The 24,800-nt window shown below is 70.7% G+C and carries 27 protein-coding genes; 17 read left to right on the top strand and 10 right to left on the bottom strand.

Annotated features, from left to right (window positions below):
- Positions 1 to 273: 273 nt before the first annotated feature.
- The 5 genes from ACRWK7_RS24430 to ACRWK7_RS24410 form a co-directional block, all read right to left on the bottom strand.
- Positions 274 to 978, bottom strand: a complete 705-nt coding sequence (locus ACRWK7_RS24430; RefSeq protein ID WP_431858921.1) for a hypothetical protein — start codon at positions 976 to 978, stop codon at positions 274 to 276.
- Positions 979 to 1,166: 188 nt separating this feature from the next.
- Positions 1,167 to 1,352: a hypothetical protein gene (locus tag ACRWK7_RS24425; RefSeq protein ID WP_431858920.1), complete on the bottom strand. Its 186-nt coding sequence runs from the start codon at positions 1,350 to 1,352 to the stop codon at positions 1,167 to 1,169.
- 2 nt (positions 1,353 to 1,354) lie between these two features.
- Positions 1,355 to 1,540, bottom strand: a complete 186-nt coding sequence (locus ACRWK7_RS24420; protein ID WP_431858919.1) for a hypothetical protein — start codon at positions 1,538 to 1,540, stop codon at positions 1,355 to 1,357.
- Positions 1,541 to 1,601: 61 nt separating this feature from the next.
- Positions 1,602 to 2,879 carry an acetylornithine deacetylase/succinyl-diaminopimelate desuccinylase family protein gene (locus tag ACRWK7_RS24415; protein ID WP_431858918.1) on the bottom strand — a complete coding sequence of 426 codons (1,278 nt, stop codon included), beginning with the start codon at positions 2,877 to 2,879 and terminating at the stop codon, positions 1,602 to 1,604.
- 78 nt (positions 2,880 to 2,957) lie between these two features.
- On the bottom strand, positions 2,958 to 4,070 hold the full coding sequence (locus tag ACRWK7_RS24410) for a branched-chain amino acid ABC transporter substrate-binding protein (RefSeq protein WP_431858917.1): 1,113 nt from the start codon (positions 4,068 to 4,070) through the stop codon (positions 2,958 to 2,960).
- A 33-nt stretch (positions 4,071 to 4,103) separates the two neighbouring features.
- Between ACRWK7_RS24410 and ACRWK7_RS24405 the strand changes: the two genes are divergently transcribed.
- Entirely contained in the window at positions 4,104 to 4,757 is a 654-nt protein-coding gene (locus ACRWK7_RS24405; RefSeq protein WP_431858916.1) for a TetR/AcrR family transcriptional regulator, read from the top strand.
- Here the strand turns inward: ACRWK7_RS24405 and ACRWK7_RS24400 are convergent.
- Positions 4,720 to 5,433, bottom strand: coding sequence for a TetR/AcrR family transcriptional regulator (locus ACRWK7_RS24400; RefSeq protein WP_431858915.1), 714 nt, complete (start codon positions 5,431 to 5,433; stop codon positions 4,720 to 4,722). The genes ACRWK7_RS24405 and ACRWK7_RS24400 overlap by 38 nt on opposite strands.
- Before the next feature lie 114 nt (positions 5,434 to 5,547).
- Here ACRWK7_RS24400 and ACRWK7_RS24395 point away from each other — a divergent pair, with 114 nt between their 5' ends.
- The 5 genes from ACRWK7_RS24395 to ACRWK7_RS24375 are packed head-to-tail and all read left to right on the top strand — an operon-like array spanning position 5,548 to position 9,603.
- The gene (locus ACRWK7_RS24395; protein ID WP_431858914.1) at positions 5,548 to 6,315 is read left to right on the top strand and encodes an SDR family NAD(P)-dependent oxidoreductase; all 768 of its coding nucleotides are present in this window, start codon (positions 5,548 to 5,550) and stop codon (positions 6,313 to 6,315) included.
- A 12-nt stretch (positions 6,316 to 6,327) separates the two neighbouring features.
- Positions 6,328 to 7,524: an acyl-CoA dehydrogenase family protein gene (locus tag ACRWK7_RS24390; RefSeq protein WP_431858913.1), complete on the top strand. Its 1,197-nt coding sequence runs from the start codon at positions 6,328 to 6,330 to the stop codon at positions 7,522 to 7,524.
- Entirely contained in the window at positions 7,521 to 8,552 is a 1,032-nt protein-coding gene (locus tag ACRWK7_RS24385; RefSeq protein WP_431858912.1) for a phosphotransferase family protein, read from the top strand. The genes ACRWK7_RS24390 and ACRWK7_RS24385 overlap by 4 nt, the downstream gene beginning before the upstream one ends.
- Positions 8,549 to 8,890: a DUF6285 domain-containing protein gene (locus ACRWK7_RS24380; RefSeq protein WP_431858911.1), complete on the top strand. Its 342-nt coding sequence runs from the start codon at positions 8,549 to 8,551 to the stop codon at positions 8,888 to 8,890. Before ACRWK7_RS24385 ends, ACRWK7_RS24380 begins: the two co-directional genes overlap by 4 nt.
- Complete coding sequence (locus tag ACRWK7_RS24375; protein WP_431858910.1) at positions 8,887 to 9,603, top strand: histidine phosphatase family protein; 717 nt, start codon at positions 8,887 to 8,889, stop codon at positions 9,601 to 9,603. The genes ACRWK7_RS24380 and ACRWK7_RS24375 overlap by 4 nt, the downstream gene beginning before the upstream one ends.
- An 8-nt stretch (positions 9,604 to 9,611) precedes the next feature.
- Here ACRWK7_RS24375 and ACRWK7_RS24370 read toward each other — a convergent pair whose 3' ends face one another.
- Together ACRWK7_RS24370 and ACRWK7_RS24365 are read right to left on the bottom strand one after the other, a co-directional pair.
- The gene (locus ACRWK7_RS24370; protein ID WP_431858909.1) at positions 9,612 to 10,067 is read right to left on the bottom strand and encodes a hypothetical protein; all 456 of its coding nucleotides are present in this window, start codon (positions 10,065 to 10,067) and stop codon (positions 9,612 to 9,614) included.
- Positions 10,064 to 10,315 carry a hypothetical protein gene (locus ACRWK7_RS24365; protein WP_431858908.1) on the bottom strand — a complete coding sequence of 84 codons (252 nt, stop codon included), beginning with the start codon at positions 10,313 to 10,315 and terminating at the stop codon, positions 10,064 to 10,066. The genes ACRWK7_RS24370 and ACRWK7_RS24365 overlap by 4 nt, the downstream gene beginning before the upstream one ends.
- Positions 10,316 to 10,482: 167 nt before the next feature.
- Between ACRWK7_RS24365 and ACRWK7_RS24360 the strand changes: the two genes are divergently transcribed.
- From ACRWK7_RS24360 to recG, 7 genes are all read left to right on the top strand, one after another.
- The gene (locus tag ACRWK7_RS24360) at positions 10,483 to 11,673 is read left to right on the top strand and encodes an MFS transporter (RefSeq protein ID WP_431858907.1); all 1,191 of its coding nucleotides are present in this window, start codon (positions 10,483 to 10,485) and stop codon (positions 11,671 to 11,673) included.
- 52 nt (positions 11,674 to 11,725) lie between these two features.
- Entirely contained in the window at positions 11,726 to 12,271 is a 546-nt protein-coding gene (locus ACRWK7_RS24355) for a 1,2-dihydroxy-3-keto-5-methylthiopentene dioxygenase (protein WP_431858906.1), read from the top strand.
- A gap of 142 nt (positions 12,272 to 12,413) precedes the next feature.
- Complete coding sequence (locus tag ACRWK7_RS24350; protein ID WP_431858905.1) at positions 12,414 to 13,250, top strand: bacteriohemerythrin; 837 nt, start codon at positions 12,414 to 12,416, stop codon at positions 13,248 to 13,250.
- Positions 13,251 to 13,696: 446 nt separating this feature from the next.
- Positions 13,697 to 14,965 carry a type III PLP-dependent enzyme gene (locus ACRWK7_RS24345; RefSeq protein ID WP_431858904.1) on the top strand — a complete coding sequence of 423 codons (1,269 nt, stop codon included), beginning with the start codon at positions 13,697 to 13,699 and terminating at the stop codon, positions 14,963 to 14,965.
- Between the two features lie 115 nt (positions 14,966 to 15,080).
- On the top strand, positions 15,081 to 16,499 hold the full coding sequence (locus ACRWK7_RS24340) for a homospermidine synthase (protein WP_431858903.1): 1,419 nt from the start codon (positions 15,081 to 15,083) through the stop codon (positions 16,497 to 16,499).
- A 137-nt stretch (positions 16,500 to 16,636) separates the two neighbouring features.
- Complete coding sequence (locus ACRWK7_RS24335) at positions 16,637 to 17,122, top strand: septal ring lytic transglycosylase RlpA family protein (protein ID WP_431858902.1); 486 nt, start codon at positions 16,637 to 16,639, stop codon at positions 17,120 to 17,122.
- A gap of 162 nt (positions 17,123 to 17,284) precedes the next feature.
- Complete coding sequence (gene recG / locus ACRWK7_RS24330; RefSeq protein ID WP_431858901.1) at positions 17,285 to 19,366, top strand: ATP-dependent DNA helicase RecG; 2,082 nt, start codon at positions 17,285 to 17,287, stop codon at positions 19,364 to 19,366.
- On the opposite strand, the gene ACRWK7_RS24325 is transcribed toward recG, so the two are convergent.
- On the bottom strand, positions 19,363 to 20,079 hold the full coding sequence (locus ACRWK7_RS24325) for a DUF502 domain-containing protein (protein WP_431858900.1): 717 nt from the start codon (positions 20,077 to 20,079) through the stop codon (positions 19,363 to 19,365). The two genes, recG and ACRWK7_RS24325, sit on opposite strands and share 4 nt — an antisense overlap.
- An 80-nt stretch (positions 20,080 to 20,159) precedes the next feature.
- Between ACRWK7_RS24325 and ACRWK7_RS24320 the strand changes: the two genes are divergently transcribed.
- A complete protein-coding gene (locus tag ACRWK7_RS24320) occupies positions 20,160 to 21,206 on the top strand; it encodes a type III polyketide synthase (protein ID WP_431858899.1) in 1,047 nt (348 codons plus the stop codon).
- A gap of 1 nt (position 21,207) precedes the next feature.
- On the top strand, positions 21,208 to 21,738 hold the full coding sequence (locus ACRWK7_RS24315; protein WP_431858898.1) for an isoprenylcysteine carboxyl methyltransferase family protein: 531 nt from the start codon (positions 21,208 to 21,210) through the stop codon (positions 21,736 to 21,738).
- Here the strand turns inward: ACRWK7_RS24315 and ACRWK7_RS24310 are convergent.
- Positions 21,713 to 22,108 carry a hypothetical protein gene (locus ACRWK7_RS24310; RefSeq protein WP_431858897.1) on the bottom strand — a complete coding sequence of 132 codons (396 nt, stop codon included), beginning with the start codon at positions 22,106 to 22,108 and terminating at the stop codon, positions 21,713 to 21,715. The genes ACRWK7_RS24315 and ACRWK7_RS24310 overlap by 26 nt on opposite strands.
- 117 nt (positions 22,109 to 22,225) lie before the next feature.
- Between ACRWK7_RS24310 and ACRWK7_RS24305 the strand changes: the two genes are divergently transcribed.
- Both ACRWK7_RS24305 and ACRWK7_RS24300 read left to right on the top strand, forming a co-directional pair.
- The gene (locus ACRWK7_RS24305) at positions 22,226 to 22,954 is read left to right on the top strand and encodes a Crp/Fnr family transcriptional regulator (RefSeq protein ID WP_431858896.1); all 729 of its coding nucleotides are present in this window, start codon (positions 22,226 to 22,228) and stop codon (positions 22,952 to 22,954) included.
- A complete protein-coding gene (locus tag ACRWK7_RS24300; RefSeq protein ID WP_431858895.1) occupies positions 22,955 to 24,724 on the top strand; it encodes a monovalent cation:proton antiporter-2 (CPA2) family protein in 1,770 nt (589 codons plus the stop codon).
- The last annotated feature ends 76 nt before the right edge of the window (positions 24,725 to 24,800 follow it).

Below are 24,800 nucleotides of genomic sequence, written 5' to 3'. Positions count from 1 at the left end.
GCGAAGGCGGGGATCCAGTGCTCGCGTCCGCGAGCCTCATGACTCATGTCGCCCCTGTCGGGGCTCATCCTGGATCCCCGCCTTCGCGGGGATGACGGTTTGGGACAGTGATTGGTCGCCGAAACCGGCCGCCAACCGCTAAACTGAGCGCCCATGGGGTCAAGCCCGGCCATGACGGTTAAGGGAGGGAATGCCGAGCAATCCGGCGAGACGCACCATGTCCAGGCCTTCCCATGGCAGGATGGGTTTCCCGCCTCAACGGTGCCTTGGCGGTCAGGTTCCTGCCACCGACGGGAGTCCTCCCAGCACGTCCTCGGCGATGCGGCGGGGCGTCGGCGCGATGCCGAAGGGGTGGGCGCCGGGCGGGCCGATCTCGATCAGGGGCATGCCGCGCTCCACCCGCGTGCCGTCCCGCATCAAGCCGGTCAGCACTCCATCCTGCGGCGCCCACAGCAGCGCGTTGCCGACCATGCCCACGAACTTGCCGCGCGGCACCCGCGTCCCGATGGACAGCAGCGTGCGGAACAGCCCGCCCATGGGGGACGTCAGCACGACGCTGTCTTCCGGCAGGCCGGGGTCGTACGGGCGGGCATCGACGATGGCGCGCCAGGGCGCGGCGGCCCACGCCGCGCCGGCGTCCATGCAGAGCACCGGGATGGTCGGGGCGCGGAACAGGCTTTCCTCCGTTCCAGCCGGGTCGCGCAGGCGGTGCGCGCCGATGCCTTCCAGACGCGCGAAGCCCTCGGTGGCCGCGTCGGCGAAGCTGTGGCCGCGGCGCAGCACGCGCTCCGGTGCCTCGTCGTGCAGCGCCACCGCGCAGCCGGAGGTGAACAGCCAGTAAGCGACAGCCGAACCGACCTCGCCCAGCCCACGCACCAGCACCGGCCCGCGGCGGGACGGCACGTTGGCGGGGGGACCGGGGTCCCGCACCACGGTGGCCACCGGGCGGATCGGGCGGACGTGCGTGCGCGGGCGCATGGCGAACCTCCTCCTCTTCGAAAGGGGTGCGGTGCGCTCTCCGAAAAAGCGCCACCACTATCCGATAAGGCTCTTGACCGGACTTTGGTTCCCGATGGAGCGCCGAGAAAGGGGAGGGGCCGAAACGCAAGCGGGCCGCGAAGACGCGGCCCGGCGAGACATTGCTGTGTGATGGTGAGGGCCGCGGCCTACGCCTTGCGGTCGGGGTCGTGCGAGTGGCGCACGTCGCGCTCACCCCCGCCGCCGGATGTGCGGCTGCGGTCGGGGTTGGTCGGTTCGCCGGGTTTGGGGCCGGCGCGGTCCGTGGTGGTCTGCTTCTCGTCCACCCGGTTGTCGGTCTGCGTGGCGGGCCGACCGTGATCGGACTTGGTCATGGTCAGCGGTCCTGCTGGTAGCCTTGATGGGTGGTGTTGATCTTGCTGTTGCCGGTGCGGCCCTGCTGGTCGGCGTTCTCCGGCACGCCGCGGTTCGGGCCGCCGGTGTCGGCCTCGACCTCGGGCGCGCTGCCGGGGCCCTTGTCGCTGCGGCCGGCGGGCGGCACGGGGGGCATGTGCTTGGTCATGGGTCCACCTCCTGCGGGTTCGGACCCAGGACAACAGGAGCCCGGCGCGGCGGTTCCCGCGTCAGCGGCGCAGCAGGTCGAGCGCCGCCATCGCCATCACCTGCGCCGAATGCACCATGTCGTCGATGCCCACGTACTCGTCCGGCTGGTGGGCGAGGTCGAGGATGCCGGGGCCGTAGGCGATGCAGTCCTTGAGGTGCCCCACGCGGACGATGTGCTTCTGGTCGTAGGTGCCGGGCGACACCACGTGCTCCGCCTTGCGGCCGAGCACGGCCGCGATGGCGGCCTCGACGGCGCGGACGACGGGCGAGTCCGCGTCGGTCATGGTCGGCAGGAAGGCCAGCACCTCGCGCAAGTCGTAGTCGAAGCCGGGGCGCGTGCGGCGCAGGTCGTCGAGGATGGCGACGATCTCGCCCTTCACCTCCTCGGGGTCCTCCTCGATCAGGTAGCGGCGGTCGATCACCATCCGGCAGGAGTCCGGCACCATCGGGCTCGGCAAGCCGTCGCGATTCTCCACCTGCCCGCCGTGGATGGCGTTGATGTTGATGGTGGACTGGCGGGCCCCCTCCGGCACCACCGGCATGGAGGTCCGCTTGGCCGCGAGGCGGGGGATCAGCTCGTGCTCGATGCGGTGCAGCACCTCGCCCATGTGGCGGATCGCGCAGTTGCCGAGGAACGGCATGGAGCCGTGCGCGACGCGGCCCTTGGTCTCGATCTCCGCCCACCAGACGCCGCGGTGGCCGATGCAGACGCGGTCGACGTTCAGCGGCTCGGGGATGATGACGTGGTCGACGCGGGGCTTGGAGAACCAGCCCTTCTTCGCCAGGTAGCCGACGCCGCCGTAGCCGCCGGACTCCTCGTCCACCGTGCCGGAGATTTCCAGCGCGCCGGGGAAGGGCAGGCCGGAATCCAGGATCGCCTCGACCGCCACGATGGAGGCGGCGATGCCGCCCTTCATGTCGCACGCCCCCCGGCCGTAGACCTTTCCGTCCTTCACCACGCCGCCGAACGGGTCCACCGTCCAGCCGCGCCCGGCCGGCACCACGTCGATGTGGCCGTTGAAGTGCACGCACGGGCCGGGGCTGCCACCCTCGATGCGGGCGACGACGTTGGTGCGCGGGTAGCGGTCGCTGTCGCCGGTCACGCCTTCGGCGCGGACGTACTCGACCTGGAAGCCGCGCGCGGCGAGGCGGCGGCCGATGAACTCGGCGCAGTCGGTGTAGACGTCGCCCGGCGGGTTGACGGTGGGGATGCGGATGAGGTCGCGGGTCAGCTCGACCAGCTCGTCGGTGCGTCCGGCGATCAGGCGGGACAGCGTGTCCTGTGGGTCGAGCGGCATCGGTCCTCCCTCATTGTTCTGTGTACTGGCCCCCCCCGACCCTCCCCCCGCGGAGCAGGGGGAGGGGACCAAAGGATACTACATCTCCTTGTAGTTCCCGTCGTGCCAGACATAGATCGAGTACGCGGGGTTCTTCACGTCGCCCTTGGCGTCGAAGCTGAGCGGCCCCAGCACCGTATCGCTCGGGGCCCCCTCCTTGAGCGCCTTGGCGACCGCCTCGGGCTTGGCGGCCTTGGCGCGCTCGATGCCGCTGGCGATCACCTGCACGGCGGCGGTGCTGAACAGGGTGAAGCCCTCGGGGTCGAAGCCCTGCGCCTTCATCTTGTCCACCGTCGCCTTGGCGGCGGGAATGTTGCGCGGCTCCTTGGGGAAGCTCATCAGCGTGCCTTCGCCCGCCGGGCCGGCGATCTTCCAGAACTCCGGGCTGGCCAGCGAATCGCCGGTCATCAGCGTGGCGTTCAGGCCCTGGTCGCGCGCCTGGCGGATCAGCAGCCCGGCCTCGCCGTGGTAGCCGCCGAGATAGATGATGTCGACGCCGGTCTGCTTCAGCTTGGTGACCAGCGCGGAGAAGTCCTTCTCGCCGGCGGTGATCGCCTCGTAGGTGACCTCCTGGAGGCCGCCGGCGTTCATCGCCTTCTTCACCTCGTCGGCGAGGCCTTTGCCGTACGCCGACTTGTCATGAAGGATGGCGACGCGCTTGCCCTTCTTCGTGTCGGCCAGCCACTTGCCGACGAAGGTGCCCTGGGCGTCGTCACGGCCATAGGTGCGCAGGATGGTGTTCCAGCCGGCCTTGGCCGCGGCGTCGGTGAAGTTCGGCGCCGACGAGGCCGGGCTGATCATGAACACCTCGTTCTCGCCGTAGACCTGCGAGGCGGGGATGGACGAGCCGGAGCAGGCGTGGCCGACCACGAACTTCACGCCCTTGCTGACCAGCTGGTTGGCGACGGCGACCGCCTGCTTGGGATCGCACTGGTCGTCGCCGACCTCGATCTTCAGCGTGTTGCCCTGGACGCCGCCCTTGGCGTTGATCTCGTCGATGGCGGCCTGGACGCCGCGCTTCATCTGCTCGCCGATGGCGGCGAGCTGGCCGGTCATCGGGCCGACCACGGCGACGCTCAACTCCGCGGCCTGCAACGGCCCGGCGGCGACGCCCGCCAGCAGCGCCACGCCCAACAGCACACTCCGCCTCATGCTTTCCTCCCCGTTTCCAATTAGGGTTCTGCTATGACCATACAGAACAGCATGGAGCGGCGCTCGCGCGGGCGTCAAGCGGGCCAGGGGGCGCAGGGCATGGCGAAGAAGGACGGAGGACCGGCGGCCGAACGCCTCAGCCGCGCCGACTGGATCGCCGCCGCGCGCCGCGCGCTGGTCGAGGGCGGCATCGCCGCGGTGAAGGTCGACCGGCTGGCTGCGCGCATCGCGGTGACGCGCGGCAGCTTCTATTGGCACTTCAAGAGCCGGGCGGAGCTGCTCGACGCGTTGCTGGAGGAGTGGCGGCACGCCAACGTCGAGCCGTTCCTGCGCGTCGAGGCGGGCGAGGAGGCGCCGCTGATGCGGCTGAAGCGATTCGTCGCGGTGTGGCTGGGCGCCGACGCGTTCGACCCGGACCTCGACTCCGCCATGCGCGACTGGGCGCGCGGCTCCAAGCGGGTGGCCACCCTGGTGCGCGCCGCCGACGCCACGCGCACCGACGTGCTGCGGCGGATCTTCCAGGCGCTGGGATACGGACCCGACGAGGCGGAGGTGCGGGCGCGCGTCACCTACTACCATCAGGTCGGCTACTACGCGCTGGGCATCGTCGAGAGCCGGAAGGTGCGCGAGGCGTTGTTCCCCACCTACTTCAAGGTGCTGTCGGGCTTCGATCCGCCGGAGGGGTGAGGGCCGCCTCCACGAAGGCGATCACGCTCTGCGCGTACCGCTCGGGCGTCACGCCGCGGCGGCGGTATTTGCTTCGCTTGACGTACCAGTCCTGCAACAGCGGCTTCACCAGCGCAGCGGTCATCGTCACGTCGGCCACCTGGAAGACGCCGCGCGCCGCGCCGTCGGCCAGGGTGTCGGCGATCAGCGCCTCGGTCGCCAGTTCGCTGCGCGTCGCGGCGTCGCGGCCGGCCTGGGGGAAAGCCTTGGCCTCCATGTAGGCGAAGGTGAACCACGGCTGCATGGCCTCGGTCAGGTAGACGTGCGTCTCCAGCAGCCAGCGCAGGCGCTCGCGCGGCTCCGCGGTCAGGTCCGGCGGCGGGGTGCCCAGCACCTCGTCGACCACCGACGCCACGGTGCCGAGGATCATCATCAGCAGCGTTTCCTTGCCGTCGAAGTAGGCGTAGAGCCCGCCCATGCTGAGGCCCGAGCCGTCGGCCAGATCGCGCAGGCTCATGGAATGGAAGCCCTTGCGGTTGGCGATGGTGAGCGTCGCCTCGACGATGCGGGCGAGGTTGGCGACCGCCACATGCGGCTTCTTGATGCGGACGATCTCGCGGTGGCGCTCCAGCAGGCGGGCGCACAGGCCCTCCATCGACAGGTCGCGGCCGGACTGGAATTCCTTCAGCGTGCCCATACCGTCTCTCCTGTTGCGCCGCCAGGCATGCCCGCTTAAAATAGCGAGCGCTCGCTCGATTTTTCCAGCGGAAACGGCGCGAAGACAGGGGCGGGGAAGCAAGGGAGGCAGACCGTGAGCTTTGAGGTGGACCTGACCGGCCGCGCCGCGCTGGTGACCGGGGCGTCGAGCGGCCTCGGGCGGCATTTCGCGCAGGTGCTGGCGCGCTCCGGCGCCAAGGTGGCGCTCGCGGCGCGCCGCGTCGAGAGCCTGGAGCGCGTCTGCGAGGACATCGTCCGCGACGGCGGCGAAGCGGTGGCCGTGCCGATGGACGTCACCGACGCCGCCTCGGTGCGCGAGGCGGTGGCCGATGCCGCCGAGGGGCTGGGCGGGCTGGACATCCTGGTCAACAACGCTGGCACCACGCTGGTCAAGCCGGTCCTCGACATCGAGGAGGCGGAGTGGGACGGCGTGCTCGACACCAACCTCAAGGGCTGCTTCCTGGTGGCGCAGCAGGCGGCGCGCGCCATGCGCGAGCACGGGCGCGGCGGCAGCATCGTCAACATCGCCTCGATCCTCGGGCTGCGGGTGGCCGGGCAGGTGGCGCCGTACGTGACCTCCAAGGCCGGGCTGATCCAGCTCACCAAGGTGATGGCGCTGGAGCTGGCGCGGCACCGCATCCGTGTGAACGCGCTGTGCCCCGGCTACATCGAGACCGACCTCAACCGCGATTTCTTCGCCTCGGAAGCGGGGCAGGCGCTGGTCAGGCGCGTGCCGCAGCGCCGGCTCGGCCAGATGGAGGAGCTGGACGGACCGCTCCTGCTGCTGTGCTCCGACGCGTCGTCCTTCATGACCGGCTCTGTGATCGCCGCCGACGGCGGGCATCTGGTCAGTTCGCTCTAGACGGAGACACCCATGGACTTCGCCCTGTCGCCCGAGATCGAGGACTACCGCCGGCGCGTGCGCGCCTTCGTGAACGATGAGATCCTCCCGGTCGAGGCGGACCGCGCCAACTGGGATGAGCACGAGATGATCGCGCTGCCGGCGCTGGAAGGGCTGCGCGCCAAGGCCAAGGCGGCGGGGCTGTGGGCCTTGCAGATGCCGAAAGCACGGGGCGGGCAGGGGCTGCCGGTGGTCGGCATGGCGGCCTGCTACGAGGAGATGAACCGCTCGATCTTCGGGCCGGTGTGCTTCAACTCCTCGGCGCCGGACGACGGCAACATGATGGTGCTCAACAAGGTCGGCACCGAGGCGCAGAAGGAGCGCTGGCTGCAGCCGATCATCGACGGCAAGGTGCGCTCCGCCTTCGCCATGACCGAGCCGCATCCGGGCGGCGGCTCCGACCCTTCGATGATGCTGACGAAGGCGGAGCGCAAGGGCGATCGCTGGGTGGTGCACGGGCGCAAGTGGTTCATCACCGGGGCCGAGGGGGCGCAGCACTTCATCCTGATCGCCCGTACCTCCGACGATAAGCGCAAGGGACTGACCGCCTTCCTGTTCGACAAGGACCAGCCGGGCTGGGAGCTGGTGCGCCGCATCCCGATCATGGGGCCGGAGGAGCACGGCGGGCACTGCGAGCTGGTGTTCGACGGGCTGGAGATCCCGGACGACCAGGTGCTGATGAACGTCGGTGATGGGCTGAAGGTGACGCAGATCCGCCTGGGGCCGGCGCGCCTGACCCACTGCATGCGCTGGACCGGGCTGGCGAAGCGCTGCCTGGAGATCGCCGGGGCCTACGTGAAGGAGCGTGAGAGCTTCGGCATCCCGCTGGCGCAGCACGAGGGCGTGCAATGGATGCTCGGCGAGGCGGCGATGCAGATCGAGCTGGGCCGGCTGATGGTGATGAAGGCGGCCTGGACGCTGGACCAGGGCGGCTTCGCCAAGAAGGAGCTGTCCATGGCCAAGGTGCTGATGGCCGACACGCTGTTCAAGGCGGCGGACACCGCCATCCAGCTGTGCGGCGCGCGCGGCTATTCCAAGGACACGGTTCTGGAGTGGATCTACCGCTACGCCCGGCAAGGCAAGCTGGTGGACGGCGCCTCGGAGGTGCACAAGATGGTGCTCAGCGGCTTCTACCTGAAGGAAGGTGACGGCTTCTGGAGCTGGGGATGAGCATGGGCGGGCTGATCAACGAGGAGACGCAGCCGCGGCTTGAGGCGTGGCTGGCGGAACAGCTGGGCGCGACCAGCGTCGCCGTCGACGACGTCAGCCGGCTGAGCGGTGGTGCCATCTCGGAGAACCTGGGGTTGACGCTGGCCGTGCAGGGGGGGCGGCTGGACGGCCGGAACGCCGTGGTGCTGCGCGCCGCACCGCCCATGGAGGTCTCGGCCAGCCTCAGCAAGGCGCAGGAGTTCGCCGTGCTGCGCGCCGCCTTCGCGGCCGGCATGGCGGCGCCTGAGCCGATCGTGGCGTGCGAGGATACCGCTCTCCTCGGCCGCGCCTTCTACGTCATGCGGCGGGCCGAGGGCGTCGCCGCCGGCTTCCGCGTGGTCAAGACCGACGAGCCCCAGCGCGCGCTGGCCCGCGAACTCGGGCGCCAGTTGGGCAAGCTGCATTACGTGCGGCCGGGCACGCCGGGTCTGGACTTCCTGCCGCAGCCGGAGCGTAGCCCGGCGCTGGACGCGGCTCGCCAGTATCGGGAGTGGGCCGGCGCGGTGGCGGAGCGCGACCCGGTGCTCGCCTACGGGCTGCGCTGGCTGGAGGTCAACGCGCCGCCGGCCGCCGAGGTGGTGCTGTGCCACCGCGATTACCGCACCGGCAATTACCTGGTGAAGGACGGCGAACTGACGGCGGTCCTGGACTGGGAGTTCGCCGGCTGGTCCGACCCGATGGAGGATCTGGGCTGGTTCTGCGCCCGCTCCTGGCGCTTCGGTCGGTTCGAGCGCGAGGCGGGCGGCATCGCCGACCGCGCCGATTTCTTCGCCGGCTACGAGGAGACGGCTGGGCGCAAGGTCGAACCGGCGCGGGTGGCGTACTGGGAGGCGTCGGCCTACCTGCGCTGGGCCGCCATTGCCATCCAGCAGGGACGCCGCCACACCTCCGGCACCGAGCCGTCGCTGGAACTGGCGCTGACCGGACGCATGCTGCCGGAGATCGAGCACGACCTGCTGCTGCACCTGGATTCCCTGGAGGGAGCATGAGCATCGACCAGCCGGATGCCCGCGGACTCGTGGAGATCGCGCTGAAGACCTTCCGCGAGGTGGTGCTGCCCGCCGTGCCGGCGGAGCAGCGCTTCCCCGCCCTGATGATCGCCAACGCGCTGTCCATCGCCGAGCGCGAGTTGAAAGGCGGTGCCGACGCGGCCGCGGCGCTGGGACGCCTGCTGGGCGAAGAGGGCGACGCCGACACGCTGTCGCGCCGGCTGTGCGCGGCGATCACCGAGGGGCGGTTCGACGGCAGCCCGGAGTTGCGCCCGGTGCTGTGGGAAATCACCCGCGCGCGGCTGTCCGTGTCCAACCCGAAGTACCTGCAAAAATGACCACCTTCACGCCGCTGGCCGGGACCACGGCGCGACGGCGCGTCGTGCTGATGCGACACGGGCACGTGTCGTACTACGACTCCGCCGGACAGCCGCTGAATCCCAAGACGGCGCCGCTCACCGACGAGGGGCGGGGGCAGGTGCGCGCGACCGCGGAGGCGCTTAAGGACGTGCCGTTCGACCGCATCGTCTGCTCCGGCCTGCCGCGCACCCGCGAGACGGCGGAGATCGTGGCGGACGGGCGCGGGGTGAGCGTGGAGGACGATCCCGGCTTCCTGGAGATCCGCGCCGGGCGCTACCGTCTGATCCCCAGGGAGGAGCGCGCCGCAGCCTACCTCTACGGTTTTGACGGCGCGCACCTGCCCGGCGCGCGCTTCGCCGGGGGCGACGCGATCGCCGAGGTGCAGGCGCGCGTCGTCGCGGCGCTGGAGCGCTGGCTGGCGAAGCCGGGCTGGACCCACCTGCTGCTGGCCGCGCACGACGGGGTGAACCGGCTGCTGCTGTCCTGGGCCTGCGGCGCCGGGCTGGCGGCGGTGGGCAGCTTCGACCAGGACTACGCCGCGTTCAGCGTGCTGGATGTCGACGTGGAGGATGGGCGCGCCACGCGCCGGATCCTCAAGGCGGTCAACGTCACGCCGGGCAATCTGTCCAAGGCCGGCCGTCACGAGACCAGCATGGAGCAAGTCTTCCGCCCGCTGCTGGCGCTGGACTGAGGCGCGGGTCAGACCGGCGTGCGCAGGCATGCCTCCAGCAGGGGCTTCCAACCCTCGATCATGACGCGGAAGGCGTCGTCGGTCAGCGCGTCGAGCGTCGCGGCACCCTCGTCGGAGAGGGCGGTGTAGGCATAGGCGATGGTGGCCCTGGTGTGATCCTGACCAATCGCGTCGCAGGCCACATCGACGAACCCGAAGCGCGATTCCGGCGTGACCCGGGCATAGCGGACCCGGTGCCGCTCCGGCTCCCAGCGGACGCAACTCCACAGCGTGGTCTCGCCGCCATGGTTGGTGCGGAAGATCATGCCTTCCTGCGTGTCGCCGGAAGCCGGGTGCAGGAACTCCGGCTCCCACTCCGCCACCCAGCGCCGCTCGCCGAGTGGCGTGAGCAGGGGAAACACCCGGTGGACCGGAGCCTCCACCACGATGGCGTGGCAGCGCTCGATGTGCATGGAAACGGTCATGCCTGTCCTCCGTCGTCCCGCAACGCGTGGCTGTCGCCTGCGGTGAGTTCGAGGCCGTAGATCCGCTTGAGTTCGGCAATGGCCTGCTGCGTTTCGGGGCCGAACGCGCAACGCCCCTCGAAGGCGTGCAGCACGATGCCCTCCAGCAGGTCGCCGAGGCTCATGTCCTTGTACTCGGCCAGGGCCTTGAGGACCTTCAGCATCCGCTTCTCAAGCCGGACCCCCGTCTGAACGCGTTCGACGGTCACGCTACACTCCATCTAGAATGGTACATTGGTACAATGGTAGGAGCCAGATGGCAAGCGAGTCGCCGACCGCTCATGGCTGAACCAACCGGAGCGCAGGCCCCTTGCGTTGGACAGCCGTGGCGCCGCTGCCCACACTGCGCCGCACACGAACGAGGTCGGAGCACACGGTGACGGGCAGCGAAGAGAGCGAATTTCTGATCGCCGGCACTCCGGCGTTCCGGCGGGCGCGTTGGGCGCTGGCGGCGGCAGGGTTCTCGACCTTCGCGACGCTGTGGTGCGTGCAGCCGCTGATGCCGGAGTTCGCCGCCGAATTCGGGGTGAGCCCGGCGCAGTCGGCCTTAGCGCTGTCGCTGCCCACGGGAATGCTGGCGGTCGCGCTGCTGGTGGCCGGGGCGGTGTCGGATTCGCTGGGGCGCAAGGCGGTGATGGTCGCGTCGCTGCTGGCGTCGGGGGCGCTCGGCGTGGTCGGCGCGCTGGTGCCCGGCTGGCACGCGCTGCTGGCGGTGCGGGCACTGGAGGGCGCGGCGCTCGCCGGACTGCCCGCCGTCGCCATGGCCTACATCGGCGAGGAGGTGGAGCCGCGCTCGACCGGGCTGATGATGGGGCTGTACATCGGCGGTACGGCGCTGGGCGGGATGTGCGGGCGCGTGCTGACCGCGCTGGTCGCCGATGTGGCGAACTGGCGCGTCGCCATGGCGGCCGTCGGCGTGCTGGGGCTGGCGGCGGCGGGCTGGCTGTGGGCCGGGCTGCCGGCCTCCCGGCGCTTCGTGCGGCGGCCGGCGGGCCTGGGCGGGCTGGCGGCGGCGTGGCGCGGTCATCTGGCCGACCCGACGCTGCGCGGGCTGTTCGCCGTCGGCTTCCTGATCATGGGCGCCTTCATCACGCTCTACAATTACGTGGGCTTCCGCTTCGCGGCGCCCCCGTTCGAACTGCGGCCGGCAGTGGCCGGAGCGGTGTTCCTGGTCTACGTGGCGGGGGCGGTGGCCTCGCCGTGGTTCGGGGCACGGGCGGCAAAGCACGGCAACGGGCGCGTGCTGCTGGCGGCGGCGCTGCTGAGCGTGGCCAGCGTGGCGTTGATGCTGCCAGCCTCGCTCCCGGCGGTGGTGGCGGGGCTGACGCTGTTCACGGTGGCCTTCTTCGGCGTCCACACCATTGCCAGCGGCTGGATCGGCCAGCGCGCCCGCACGGCGCGGGCCCAGGCCTCGGCCATCTACCTGTTCTGCTACTACATGGGCGCGACGCTGACCGGCTACGCCGGCGGCTGGTTCTGGACAGGGATGGGCTGGGGCGGGGTGACGGCGCTGGTCGGCGCGATGCTGGGCGCGGCGGCGTTGATCGCGCTTCGGTTGAATCGTTGAAAAGGAATGCGCGAGGGAGCATCCTGTGCCCGCTCACGAGGGAAGCGGACGCATGACCAGCCTCGCCATCCATTGGGACACCGACCCGGCCACGGCGGACGTCCAGACCAGCGACCCGCCGGTGGTCTCGGCGCACCTCGCCCACGCCGGCGTCCTGTTCGAGCGGTGGGACACCGCCACCGAACTGCCGACCGACGCCGACGAGGCGGCGGTCTCCGCCGTCTACGGCGAGGCGATCGAACGGCTGAAACTGCACCGCGCCTTCCAATCCTTCGACGTGGTGCGGGTGACGCCCGATACCCCCGGCCTGGACGCCCTGCGCGCCAAGTTCCTGGCCGAGCACACCCACACGGAGGACGAGGCGCGCTTCTTCGTCGCCGGGGCCGGCTCCTTCTTCCTGCACATCGGGCGCAAGGTGTACCGGGTGTGCTGCGAGCGCGGCGACCTGATCAGCGTGCCGGCGGGCACCCGCCACTGGTTCGACATGGGCGCGCGGCCGGGCTTCACCGCCATCCGCTTCTTCACCCGGCCGGACGGCTGGGTCGCGGCGTACACCGGCGACGCCATTGCCGAACGTTTCCCGGCCCCGGTCGCCTGACTCCGAGGTGCGTCGATTTGTGCTATGCGGAAACGGTGTGGAATGTTGCTGCTCCCTATGACAAAGGTTAGAAATAACCGTAGGGAGAAACGTTCGCGCCGTTACCTCCGATGGTAGTGGCGCGCCGAACGCCGAGGTGTGCATGGCGCCGAGTGGTCACGCGGTCAACGAGACCGGCAACGGGTTCATCGACGGCACGCACAACGCCCTGCTGCGCCGCGTCCACGACATCCGCGAGCAGTGCGTCGACGGCTCCCCGCGCGAGGCGGTGATCCCCTGTTTCGATGCCTTCGTCGGCGAGATGACCGCCCATTTCGGCCATGAGGAACTGATCCTGCGCGCCTCCGGCTTCGCCGGCTGGGAGGAGCACGCCGAGCAGCACCAGACGCTGGGCCTGCAGGTGGGCCGGCTGGTGGACTACCTGCGCGAATGCGACGTGTCGCGTGAGTTCCTGTGTACGGTGGCCGGCACGCTCGACCACGCACTCTCGCAGCACGAGATCAAGCACGACGGTGCCTACGCCGCCCTGCTGCGGGCATCGCCGGCGCCGGCGCAGGGCGCCGACCTGATCGCCTGGACCCCCGGCTTCGAGACGGGTGTCGCGCCCATCGACGCGCAGCACCGGGAGTTGGCCGGGCTGGTCAATGAGTTGCACCGGCTGGCCGCCGGCGTGCACGATCGCGCCGAGGCGATGGCGCTGCTGGAGCGGGTCGGCCTTCACGTGCGGGCGCACTTCGACGCCGAGGAGCGGGTGATGCGCGCCGCCTCGCCGGCCCGCTGCGTCAGCCATGCCGCCAGCCACGCCCAGATGCTTGGCCAGTTCGACGCCATGTGCGAGCAGGTGGTGGCCGGCGTGGTTGCGCTGGAGGTGGCGGTGCGCGACTTCCTGCGCTTCTGGCTGATGGATCACATCCTGGTCTGCGACCGCCCGCACTTTCTGGTGATGGGGCTGGTCCAGCCGCATGGGGCGGTGGCGTAGGCGCCTGTGGAAAAGGGCTGTAGCCCACTGTTCCGCCGGGCATTTTTCGGCCATGCGGCGGCGTATGGGCGTGCCATCAAAATATCACTTGAATCCGGGCCCAATCGGCGTATTTCGTAGCGCACGACGCACTCGCACGTGCCTATGGCCCACTGTGGTTATGCAACGACGTACCGCGTCCTTTTTGGCAGAGCCGGTCATCAGTGGGCCGGTCCCGAGAGGGAGCACAGTATGTTGTCCAGTCGCCACGGCAGGGCCCAGAGACGGTAAGCCCCAGCCGGACATCGACGCCGTGAAGACCCGGAGCTGTTGAGCCTGGGCCTGCGCACGACTCCGGCTGCACCCGTCACCATCCGACAAACCCGACCCTGGTCTGCGGCACAGCAATGGCCGCTCAGGACCGCTTTTGCTCACGGGCCCGCGCCGGGCCCGGAATGGAGTGCGCCATGGGCTTCATCCGTCCCCGTTCCGCGGTCACCCCGCTGCGCCGCGCCGCCAACACCTCCACCGCCGCCGTCGGGCACCGCCCGTCGGTGATGCAGGCCGTCGCCCTGCACCGGCCGGAGGACCCCATGCATTGCATCCGCCCCGGCGTCCTGGCCGAGACGGCGCGCCGCTTCGTGGGCGCCTTCGGCGAGGCGACCGGCGGCGACGTTCTGTACGCCGTGAAGTGCAACCCGGAGCCGGCGGTGCTGCGCGCGCTGTGGGACGGCGGGGTGCGCCACTTCGACGTGGCGTCGCTGGGCGAGGTGCGTCTGGTCCGCCAGATGTTCCCCGAGGCCGAACTGCACTACATGCACCCGGTCAAGGGCCGGCAGGCGATCCGGCAGGCCTACCACCAGTACGGCGTGCGCGACTTCGTCCTCGATTCGATGGACGAGTTGCAGAAGCTGATGCAGGAGACCGACGAGGCGGCCGACCTCGGCCTCGTCGTGCGCCTCGCGCTGCCGAAGGGCAACGCGGTGTACGACCTGTCCGGCAAGTTCGGCGCCCAGCCGGAGGAGGCGGTGAAGCTGCTGCGCGCCGCGCGCGTGGTGGCGCCCAAGGTGGGGGTGAGCTTCCACGTCGGCTCGCAGATGCTCGACCCGACGGCGTACGAGCGCGCCATCGCGCTCGCCGGCCGCGTCATCGCCGAGTCCGGCGTGACGGTGGACGTGCTGGACGTCGGCGGCGGCTTCCCGGTGTCCTACCCGGACGTCACGCCGCCGCCGCTGGACGATTTCATGGCGGCCATCGCGCGGGGCGTCGCCGCGCTCGACCTGCCGGCGCACTGCCGGATCTGGTGCGAGCCGGGGCGCGCCCTGGTGGCGGGCGGCGTGTCGCTGGTGGTGCAGGTGATGAAGCGGCGCGGCGACGAGCTGTTCATCAACGACGGCGTCTACGGCAGCCTGTCGGACGCCGGCGTGCCCGGCTTCCGCTTCCCGGTGCGGCTGCTGCGCCCGTTCGAGGGCATGTTCGGGGGCGACAGCGAGGCGGAGGCCGTGCCGTTCGCCTTCTACGGCCCGACCTGCGACAGCGCCGACCGCATGAACGGCCCGTTCCTGCTGCCGGCCGACGCGCGCGAGGGCGACTGGATCGAGATCGGCCAGCTCGGAGCCTACGGCGCCTGCCTGCGCACGGCGTTCAACGGCTTCGACCAGGCGCGGCTGGTGGAGGTCGCCGACCGTCCGCTGCTGGAGACGCCGGGCCACCGTATTTCTACGCAGGCGGCCTGAGATTTTTTGCAAAGCGTAAAATATCGAGTATAGAACCGCTCGCTCACTCCCACGCCGCGTGGGGGTGACCCGGCCGACGTGGCCATTCGTGGATCTTTTATTGGGGGACCCACCCATGACCCTGAACACCAAGCACTGCGATTTCGCGGGGCGCATGGTCATCGTCGGCTTCGGCTCGATCGGCCAGGGCGTGCTGCCGCTGATCTTCCGCCACATCGGCATCACGAAGGAGCAGATCACCATCGTGACCGCGGAGGAGCGCGGCCATGCGGAGGCGGACGAGTACGGCGTCCGCTTCATCAACAACGCGCTGACCCGCGACAACTACCTGGACGTCCTGCGCCCGATGCTGGGCAAGGGCGACTTCCTGGTGAACCTGTCGGTGGACGTGTCCTCCATCGCGCTGTTCGAGTTCTGCAACGAGGTCGGCGCGCTCTACATCGACACCTGCATCGAGCCCTGGCCCGGCGGCTACACCGACCCGAGCCTGAGCCCCAGCCTGCGCTCCAACTACGCGCTGCGCGAGTCGGCCCTGGGCCATAAGGAGAAGTACGTCGGCGGCCCGACCGCGGTGCTGACGCACGGCGCCAACCCGGGCCTGGTGTCGCACTTCATCAAGCAGGCGCTGCTCGACATCGCCCGCGACACCGGCGTCAAGACCGACGTGCCGAAGGATCGCGCCGGCTGGGCCGCGCTGGCCAAGCAGCTGGACGTCAAGGTCATCCACGTCGCCGAGCGCGACACCCAGGTCGCCAACCAGCCGAAGAAGGTGGGCGAGTTCGTCAACACCTGGTCCATCGACGGCTTCGTGTCGGAGGGCTGCCAGCCGGCCGAGCTGGGCTGGGGCAGCCATGAGAAGGCCCTTCCGCCCGACGGCCACCGCCACGAGTTCGGCTCCGACGCCGCCATCTACCTGCTGCGCCCGGGTGCGAGCACCCGCGTGCGCACCTGGACGCCGCTGGAGGGGCCGTTCCACGGCTTCCTGATCACGCACAGCGAGGCGATTTCCACCGCCGACTACTACACGGTCAAGGAGGGCGGCACGGTCACCTATCGGCCGACCGTGCACTACGCCTATCACCCGTGCGACGACGCGGTGAAGTCGGTGCACGAGTTCGCCGGCAAGAACTGGAACCTCCAGCCCTCGAAGCGCCTGATGATGGACGAGATCGTCAGCGGCACCGACGAGCTGGGCGTGCTGCTGATGGGCCACAAGAAGGGCGTCTACTGGTACGGCTCCCGGCTGTCGATCGGCGAGGCGCGCGAGATCATCCCGTACAACAACGCCACCTCGCTGCAGGTGACGGTGGCGGTCCTGGCCGGCATCGTCTGGGCGCTGGAGAACCCCACCGCCGGCGTGGTCGAGCCGGAGGAGATGGACTTCCAGCGCGTGCTGGAGGTCTGCCGCCCGTACCTCGGCGAGGTGGTCGGCGCCTACGGCGACTGGACCCCGTTGGAGGATCGCGGCCGCCTGTTCCCGGAGGACGTGGACACCGACTGCCCGTGGCAGTTCAAGAACTTCCGCGTGGTGTAAGACTACAGGTGTTCTGCAATGGAAAGGGGTGCTCTGCGGAGCACCCCTTTTTCCTTTGCGGAACCCTTCGCCCTCGAAGCGGTTGTTGCCGCCGATGGAGGGTTGATGCAATGAGAACACGGACGTTTGTTGCGGCTGTGGCGTTTGCTCTGGCGGCTACGCCGGCGCTCGCCGAGGGAAAGAAGCCCAGGCTTCAGGTCGAGAACGACGGGGGGGAGCCGGTGATCGTCCAGGAGGGCAAGGGGTCTTTCTACGGCGACGGCTTCCACGGCAAGAAGACCGCGACCGGCGAGCGATTCGACAAGAACAAGCCCACCGCGGCGTCAAAGGAGCTGCCGCTGGGCGCCAAGGCCACGGTGACCAACGAGGAAACCGGCAAGACCACCGACGTCACCATCAACGACCGCGGCCCGCACGTGCCGGGGCGGGTGATCGACCTGTCGGAGAAGGCCGCCAAGGACATCGGACTGGGCAAGGAGGACGGCGTCGCACCGGTGCGCGTCGAGGCCAAGCCGTCCGAGCAGCCGGATCCCGACGTGAAGGAGAAGCTGGAGGACAAGGCGGAGAAGATCGGCGCCGGGGCGTCGGGGAAGGGCGCGCGGGGCAGCGGGTCGGGAAAGTAATGGCCGTGTTCCCCCTCCCTAGCCCTCCCCCGCTTTGCGGGAGAGGGAACTCCGCCGTATGTCGGTAGCCCCCTCCACCGCAAAGCGGGGGAGGGACGGGGAGGGGGCAATCGGCCGCCCAAGGCACTTGACGCCCCCGCGCTCCCGCTGGATTGATGGGGCATGCGCCCCGCCGTCCTGTTCCCCCTGTTCAAGCCGCTGTCCAGCCTGCCCGGTCTCGGCCCCAAGCTCGCGAAGCTGGCCGAGAAGCTGGCGGGCCCGTGCGCCGTCGACCTGCTGTGGCACCTGCCCTGCGGCGTCATCGACCGCCGCTTCGCCCCGAAGATCGCCGATGCGCCGGGCGGGCGGGTGTGCACGCTGACGGTGCGGGTCGATTCGCACGTGGCGCCGATCAACCCGCGCCATCCCTACAAGGTGCGTTGCACCGACGAGACCGGCGTGCTGGAGCTGATCTACTTCCACGCCCGCGGCCCATGGCTGGAGAAGCAGATCCCGGTGGGCAAGAGCATCGTGGTCAGCGGCAAGGTGGAGTGGTTCAACACCACGCTTCAGATGCCCCACCCCGACGCCGTGGTGACCATCGAGTCCCGCGACGAGATCGAGGCGGTGGAGCCGGTCTATCCGATGACCGCCGGCCTGCCGGCCAAGACGCTGCGCAAGGCGGTCCGTGTGGTGGTCGGCGAGGTGCCGGAGCTGCCCGAATGGCAGGACGCCGCGTGGCTGAAGCGGCGCGGCTGGCCGACGTGGCACGACGCGATCCGCCGCGCCCACCACCCGGAGGACGAGGCCGACCTGCGGCTCTCCGCGCCGTTCCGCCAGCGCCTCGCCTTCGACGAGCTGCTGTCGAACCAGCTGGCGCTGACGCTGGTGCGGTTGCAGCAGCGTCGACTGGTCGGCCGCGCCACCAAGGGTGACGGACGGCTGCGTGCCGAGGTGCTGGAGGCGCTGCCCTTCTCGCTGACCTCCTCGCAGGTGCAGGCGGTCGCCGACATCGACGCCGACATGGCGGCGGAGCGCCGCATGCTGCGCCTGCTACAGGGCGACGTCGGCAGCGGCAAGACGGTGGTGGCGCTGCTCGCCATGCTGAACGCGGTGGAGGCCGGCGCGCAGGCGGCGCTGATGGCGCCCACCGAGATCCTCGCGCGCCAGCACGCCGAGACGCTGGCGCCGCTGTGCAAGGCGGCCGGCGTGGACATCGCGCTGCTCACCGGCCGCGACAAGGGCAAGGCGCGCACCGCGGTGCTGGAGCGGCTGGCGTCCGGCGAGCTGCCGATCCTCATCGGCACCCACGCGCTGTTCCAGGAGGATGTTGCGTTCAAGGACCTTGCCGTCGCGGTGATCGACGAGCAGCACCGCTTCGGCGTGCACCAGCGCCTGCAGCTGTCGGCCAAGGGGCGCGGCGTCGACGTGCTGGTGATGACGGCGACGCCAATCCCGCGCACGCTGACGCTGACCGCCTACGGCGACATGGACGTCTCGCGCCTGCTGGAGAAGCCGGCCGGGCGGAAGCCGGTGCAGACCGCCACTATCGCCCTCGACCGGCTGGAGGAGGTGGTCGCCGGCATCCACCGCAAGGTGGCGGAGGGAGCCCGCGTCTACTGGGTCTGCCCGCTGGTCGAGGAGTCCGAACAGCTCGACCTCGCCGCCGCGACCGAGCGGCACGCGTTCCTGCGCGCCACCTTCGGCGACCGGGTCGGGCTGGTGCACGGAAAGATGCGCGGTCCGGACAAGGACGCGGTGATGGCCGCCTTCGCCGAGGGGCGGCTGGATGTGCTGGTCGCCACCACGGTGATCGAGGTGGGCGTCAACGTGCCCGAGGCGACGGTGATGGTGGTCGAGCACGCCGAGCGCTTCGGCCTCGCCCAGCTGCACCAGCTGCGCGGCCGGGTCGGGCGCGGCGACAAGCCGTCGAGCTGCCTGCTGCTGTTCGACCCGCACCTGACCGAGACCGCGCGTGCGCGGCTGAAGACCTTGCGCGACACCGAGGATGGTTTCGTCATCGCCGAGGAAGACCTGAAGCTGCGCGGTGCCGGCGAGGTGTTGGGCACCCGGCAGTCGGGCCTGCCGGAGTTCCGCCTCGCCGACCTCGCCGAGCATGGCGAACTGCTGGCCGCCGCCCGCGATGACGCTCGCCTGATCGTCGAACGCGACCCCGACCTTGCCAGCCCGCGCGGACAGGCGCTGCGCACGCTGCTCTACCTGTTCGAGCGGGATGCGGCGGCGAAGACGCTGCGCTCCGGTTAGGCCCTGATCCGCTCCGGCTCCTGCATCGGCTTCTCCGGGGGGGTGACGATGCCGGCGGAGAGCACCATCTTCAGCCCCTCCTCGACCGTCATGTCGAGCACCGTCACCTCGTGCCGCGGCACGAACACCAGATAGCCGGCGGTGGGCGGGGCGCAGGGGATGAAGACGTTGACCATCGCCTCGCCGGACACCTTCTGGATCTCCGGGTGCGCGGTGCCGCTGATGAAGCCCAGCGACCACAGGCCCTTGCGCGGGTACTCGACCAGCACGACCTCGCGGAACGCCTTCGATTTGTTGGCCAGCACCGTCTCGACGATCTGCTTCACCGCGCTGTAGACGCTGCGCACCACCGGCGTGCGGCCGACCAGCCCCTCGCCGGCGCGCAAGACCAACCGCCCGACGTAGCCGGCGGCGAAGGCGCCGATCAGCGTCAGGAACAGGATCATCACCACCACCCCGATGCCCGGGATGGAGAAGGGGAGGTAATTCTCCGGGTTGTAGGTGCTGGGAATCAGCGGGCGGATGCGGCTGTCGATCAGCTCGATGAACCAGGAGGCCAGATAGACCGTGATGGCGATCGGCGCCGTCACCAGGATGCCGGCCAGGAAATAGGCCCTCAACCGGCCCATGAACCCGATGCCCTCGCGCCGGGCGCGGGGGGGCGCCGTCTCCTCGTGCTGCTCGCTGCCGTCCACGCCCGACCCCGGAATCATCGCAATGCATCATAGTGACCCAGGACACGGCGGCGGTCCAGCGCTTGCGGCGCCCCCCGCCAGCCACAACTTTGCTGGGCATGACCGCGACTCCCCGACTGCTGGCGCTCGCCACCGCGCTGCCGCCCCACCGCGTGACCCAGGCCGAGACGCTGGCAACCGCCCGCGCCGTCTTCGCCCCGCGCATGCGCGATTTCGACCGTCTCGCCCCGGTGTTCCCCAACACCGGCATCGAGACCCGCCACATCTGCATGCCGCTGGAGTGGTACCTGCAGCCGCGCGGCTGGCCGGAGCGCATGGCCGCCTTCCAGGACCGCGCGCTCGAGTTGCTGGAGCAGGCCGCCGCCGCGGCGCTGGAACGGGCGAGGCTGCGGGCGGCGGACGTCGACGCCATCGTCTGCGCCTGCACCACCGGCATTTCGACGCCGAGCCTGGAGGCTCTGCTGCTGGAGCGCATGGGATTCCGGCCGGACACCGTGCGGCTGCCGGTGTTCGGGCTGGGCTGCGCCGGTGGCGTGCTCGGGCTGGCGCGGGCGGCGATGGCGGCGCGGGCGATGCCGGGCAAGACCGTGCTGTTCCTGGTGGTCGAGCTGTGTACGCTGGCCTTCCGCCCTGGCGAGGCGACACCGACCAACGTGGTCGCCAGCGCCCTGTTCGCAGATGGGGCGGCGGCGGCGCTGGTGCGCCTGGATGACGGCGACGGCCCGCGCCTGCTGGGCAGCGCCGAGCACACGTGGCCCGGTACCCGCGAGGTGATGGGGTGGCGGGTCGAGGACGACGGGCTGGGCGTCATCTTCCGGCAGGACATTCCGGACATCATCCGCAACCGCTTCCGCGGCGTGACCGACGCCTTCCTGACGCGCGAGGGGTTGGCGCTCTCCGACGTCGCCGGGTTGGTCTGCCACCCGGGCGGCACCAAGGTTCTGCTCGCCGTCGAGGAGGTCATGGCGCCGCTTGGGCAGGGGCTGGGCGATGCCTGGGCGGTGCTGCGCGACTGTGGCAACATGTCGGCGGCCAGCGTGATGTTCGTGCTGGAGCGGCGGCTGGCCGGCGGGGCCGCGGGCTTGCAGCTGATGACGGCGCTCGGCCCCGGCTTTACCGCCGGGCTGATGCTGGTGGAGGTCTGAGGTGGGGTGGCCGCAGATCATCGTGCTGCTGGTCGCCGCCCAGCGCCTGGGCGAACTGGCGCTGGCGCAGCGCAACACCCGGCGTCTGCTGGCCGACGGGGCGCGGGAGGAGGGGGCGGGGCACTACCCGCTGTTCGTCCTGCTGCACGGCGGCTGGCTGGCGGCGCTGTTCGCGCTGACCCCGGCGGACGCCCCGGTGAACCCGTGGCTGCTGGCGCTGTTCGTGCTGCTGCAGTTGGGCCGTGTATGGGTGATCGCCTCGCTGGGGCGGTACTGGACGACGCGGGTGGTCACCCTTCCGGGGGCGCCGCTGGTGCGGCGCGGGCCGTACCGCTGGGTGCGGCACCCGAACTATCTGGTGGTGGCCGGGGAGCTGGCGGTGCTGCCGCTCGCCTTTGGGGAGGTCGGCCTGGCGGTGCTGTTCAGCTTGCTCAACCTGCCGCTGACCTGGCACCGCATCCGGGTGGAGGAAGGGGCGCTGGCGCAGCGGGTACAAACTTCGGGGCTCAGCCCAGCAGCTCCGCCGCGATGAAGGTGAGCATCGTCACGCCGATGGCGATGGCGGCGCCGTCCACGTGGTTCGGGAAGGCGTGCCAGAACGGGTCGGCGCCGCGGGGCAGGGGCTCCGGCTCCTCGCTCTCGTCCAGCCACAGGCCGGCGGGCAGGCCGCCGTTGGCCTTCTCGGCCAGCGCGCCGGACAGGTGCGCCATGCCCACCGCGAGATAGCAGAACTTCACGAAGCTCAGCAGGAAGGCGAGCGTGCCGCCGGCCTCGGCGATGCGGTCCACGGCGCCGCCGGTGGCCGCCACGGCCGAGGCCATGGCGATCGCCGCCGCCAGGGGGATCGCGACCACGGACAGCAGGCGCTGGGTGTCGATGCGGGCGGCGGTCGGGATGTTCATCGGTCGGCTCCGGGGCAACTGGCTTCTGCGATGCTTCGTATGCCCTTTGTCCGGCATTCTGGTTAACGGCCAGTTACCAAAGTTACGATTCGCGCAGACCAAGGGTGGCGGTGCGGCGTGAGCTGGGCTATCGTCGGTGGCGTGACCGAGCCCCCCAATCCCTCCCTCGACACCGTCGAGATCCTCAAGCCGCTGGACCCGGACGTCCGCGCGGCGACGGCCCGCCGCTGCCGCTGGCGCCGCTTCGATGCCGGCGAGCAGATCCTGGACCAGCAGAGCGGCACGCAGGACGTCTGCTTCGTGGTGCGTGGCCGGGTGCGGGTGGTGAACCACTCCGCGTCGGGGCGCGAGATCAGCTTCGACGACATCCCGGCCGGCGGCACGGTGGGCGAGATGGCGGCGGTGGACGGAGGGCCGCGCTCGGCCTCCGTGGTGGCGCTGGACGACGGCACGCTGATCGCCTTCCTGGCGCCGAAGCCCTTCCTGGAGCTGGCCACCGGCCACCCGGGGCTGGCGCTGGCGGTGATGCGGCGGCTGTCCGGCATCGCCCGGCGCGCCACCGACCGCATCATGGAGCTGAGCACGCTGGGCGCCAACAACCGGGTGCACGCCGAGCTGCTGCGCCTCGCCCGCCTGCACGCCAAGCCGGACAACACCGCGGTGCTGGAACCGATTCCCCTGCACGCCGACATCGCCGCGCGGGTCAGCACGACGCGCGAGACGGTGGCCCGCGTTCTGGGCGACCTGACCCGCGACGGGCTGCTGGCCAAGCGCGGCAACGCCCTGGTCATCCGCGACCTCGACCGCCTGGAGGAGATCGTCGAGGACGTGCGGGGGGCGCTGTAGATGCCGCATGCGCCGGCGCTGGCCGACGTCCTGGTCATCCTGCTGTCGGCGGTGCTGGTGGTGCCGCTGTTCGAGCGGCTGAAGGCCAGCCCGGTGCTGGGCTACCTCGCCGCCGGCATGCTGATCGGGCCGCACGGGCTGGCGATCATCGGCGACCCCGACGGCGCCGCCATGCTGGCGCACTTCGGCGTGGTGTTCCTGCTGTTCGCCATCGGGCTGGAGCTGTCGCTGGAGCGCCTGCGCGTGATGCGCACCTGGGTGTTCGGGCTCGGCACGCTGCAGGTGGCGGCGACCACGGCGGTGGGGTGGCTGGGCGCCAAGGCGCTCGGCCTGTCGAACGCGGCGGCGCTGGTTGCGGCGGGCGGACTGGCGCTGTCCTCCACCGCCATCGTCATGCAGATCCTCAAGGAGCGCGACGAGCTGGGCGCCAAGCACGGCCGCGTCGCCTTCGCCGTGCTGCTGATGCAGGATCTGGCGGTGGTGCCACTGCTGACGCTGGTGCCGCTGCTGGGCTCCTACCAGTCGGACGTCGCCTGGGCGCTGGGGCTGGCGGCGGTGAAGGCGGTGGCGGCGCTGGTCGGCATCGTCGTGGTCGGACAGGTGGTGCTGCGCCCGGTGCTGCGCATGGTGGCCGCCGCCCGCTCGCCGGAGCTGTTCACCGGGGTGACCCTGCTGATCGTGCTGGGGGTGGGCTGGCTGACCGAGCTGGCCGGACTGTCCATGGCGCTGGGCGCCTTCCTGGCCGGGCTGGTCATTGCCGAGACCGAGTACTGCCATCAGGTCGAGGCCGACATCGAGCCGTTCCGTGGCGTGCTGCTGGCGCTGTTCTTCATGACCGTCGGCATGACGGTGGACCTCGGGCTGGTCGCCACGGCGTTTCCGGTGGTGCTGGCGCTGGCGGTGGCGCTGGTGGCGGGCAAGGCGCTGGTGCTGGGCGGGCTGGCGCGGCTGTTCGGCATCTCCGCCGCCACCGCGGTGCAGGTCGGCCTGACGCTGAGCCAGGGCGGCGAGTTCGCCTTCGTTCTCTATGACCTCGCCCGCGGCCGCGGCGTGCTGGCGCCCGAGGAGGCGCAGCTGATGCTGGCGGTGATCGCGCTGTCCATGGCGGCGACGCCGTTCCTGATGGCCGCCGGCCGCCGTCTCGCCGGCCGCCTCGCCCAGCCGCCGAGCGAGGCCCTGCGCCAGATGGCCGGGGCGACGGGCGAACTGCGCGGCCACGTGCTGATCGCCGGCTTCGGCCGCGTCGGCCAGACGCTGGCGCGCGTGCTGGAGGCCAACGAGGTGCCGTGGGTGGCGGTGGACCTGGAGCCGAAGCGGGTTGGCGAAGGCCGGGCGCGCGGCCTGCCGGTCTATTTCGGCGACGCCTGCCGGCCCGACGTGCTGGCCGCCGCCGGTGCCGGGCACGCCCGCGCCGCCGTGGTGACGCTGGACCACCCGGCGCTGGCCGAGCGGGCGGTGCGCGCGCTGCGGGGCGGCAACCCGGCGATGACCATCGTGGTGCGCGGCCACGACGGAAGCCACGCCGAGGCCCTGGAGCGCGCCGGCGCCACCTTCGTGGTGCCCGAGGCGGTGGAGGCCAGCCTGGAGCTGGGCGGCACCGTGCTGCGCGGCCTGGGCCAGGACGCCTACGACGTGGAGCGCGGACTGCACCGCTTCCGCGAGGACGCGTACGCGAGCCTGGGGAACCTCATTCCGGCGAAGCCGCCACCGCGGCGGCATCCGGTGGCGGTGCCGATCAGCCTGGATGACCTGAACGATCCGCGGCGGTGAGGAGCCGAATGGAACACTGTGGAACACCATGGAACAATGTGCGCGGCGTGTTCAGTTCGGTGGGGTGGTCACAGTT

The organism is Azospirillum sp., assembly GCF_050789165.1.
This window is presented reverse-complemented; position numbering and strand designations above follow the sequence as displayed.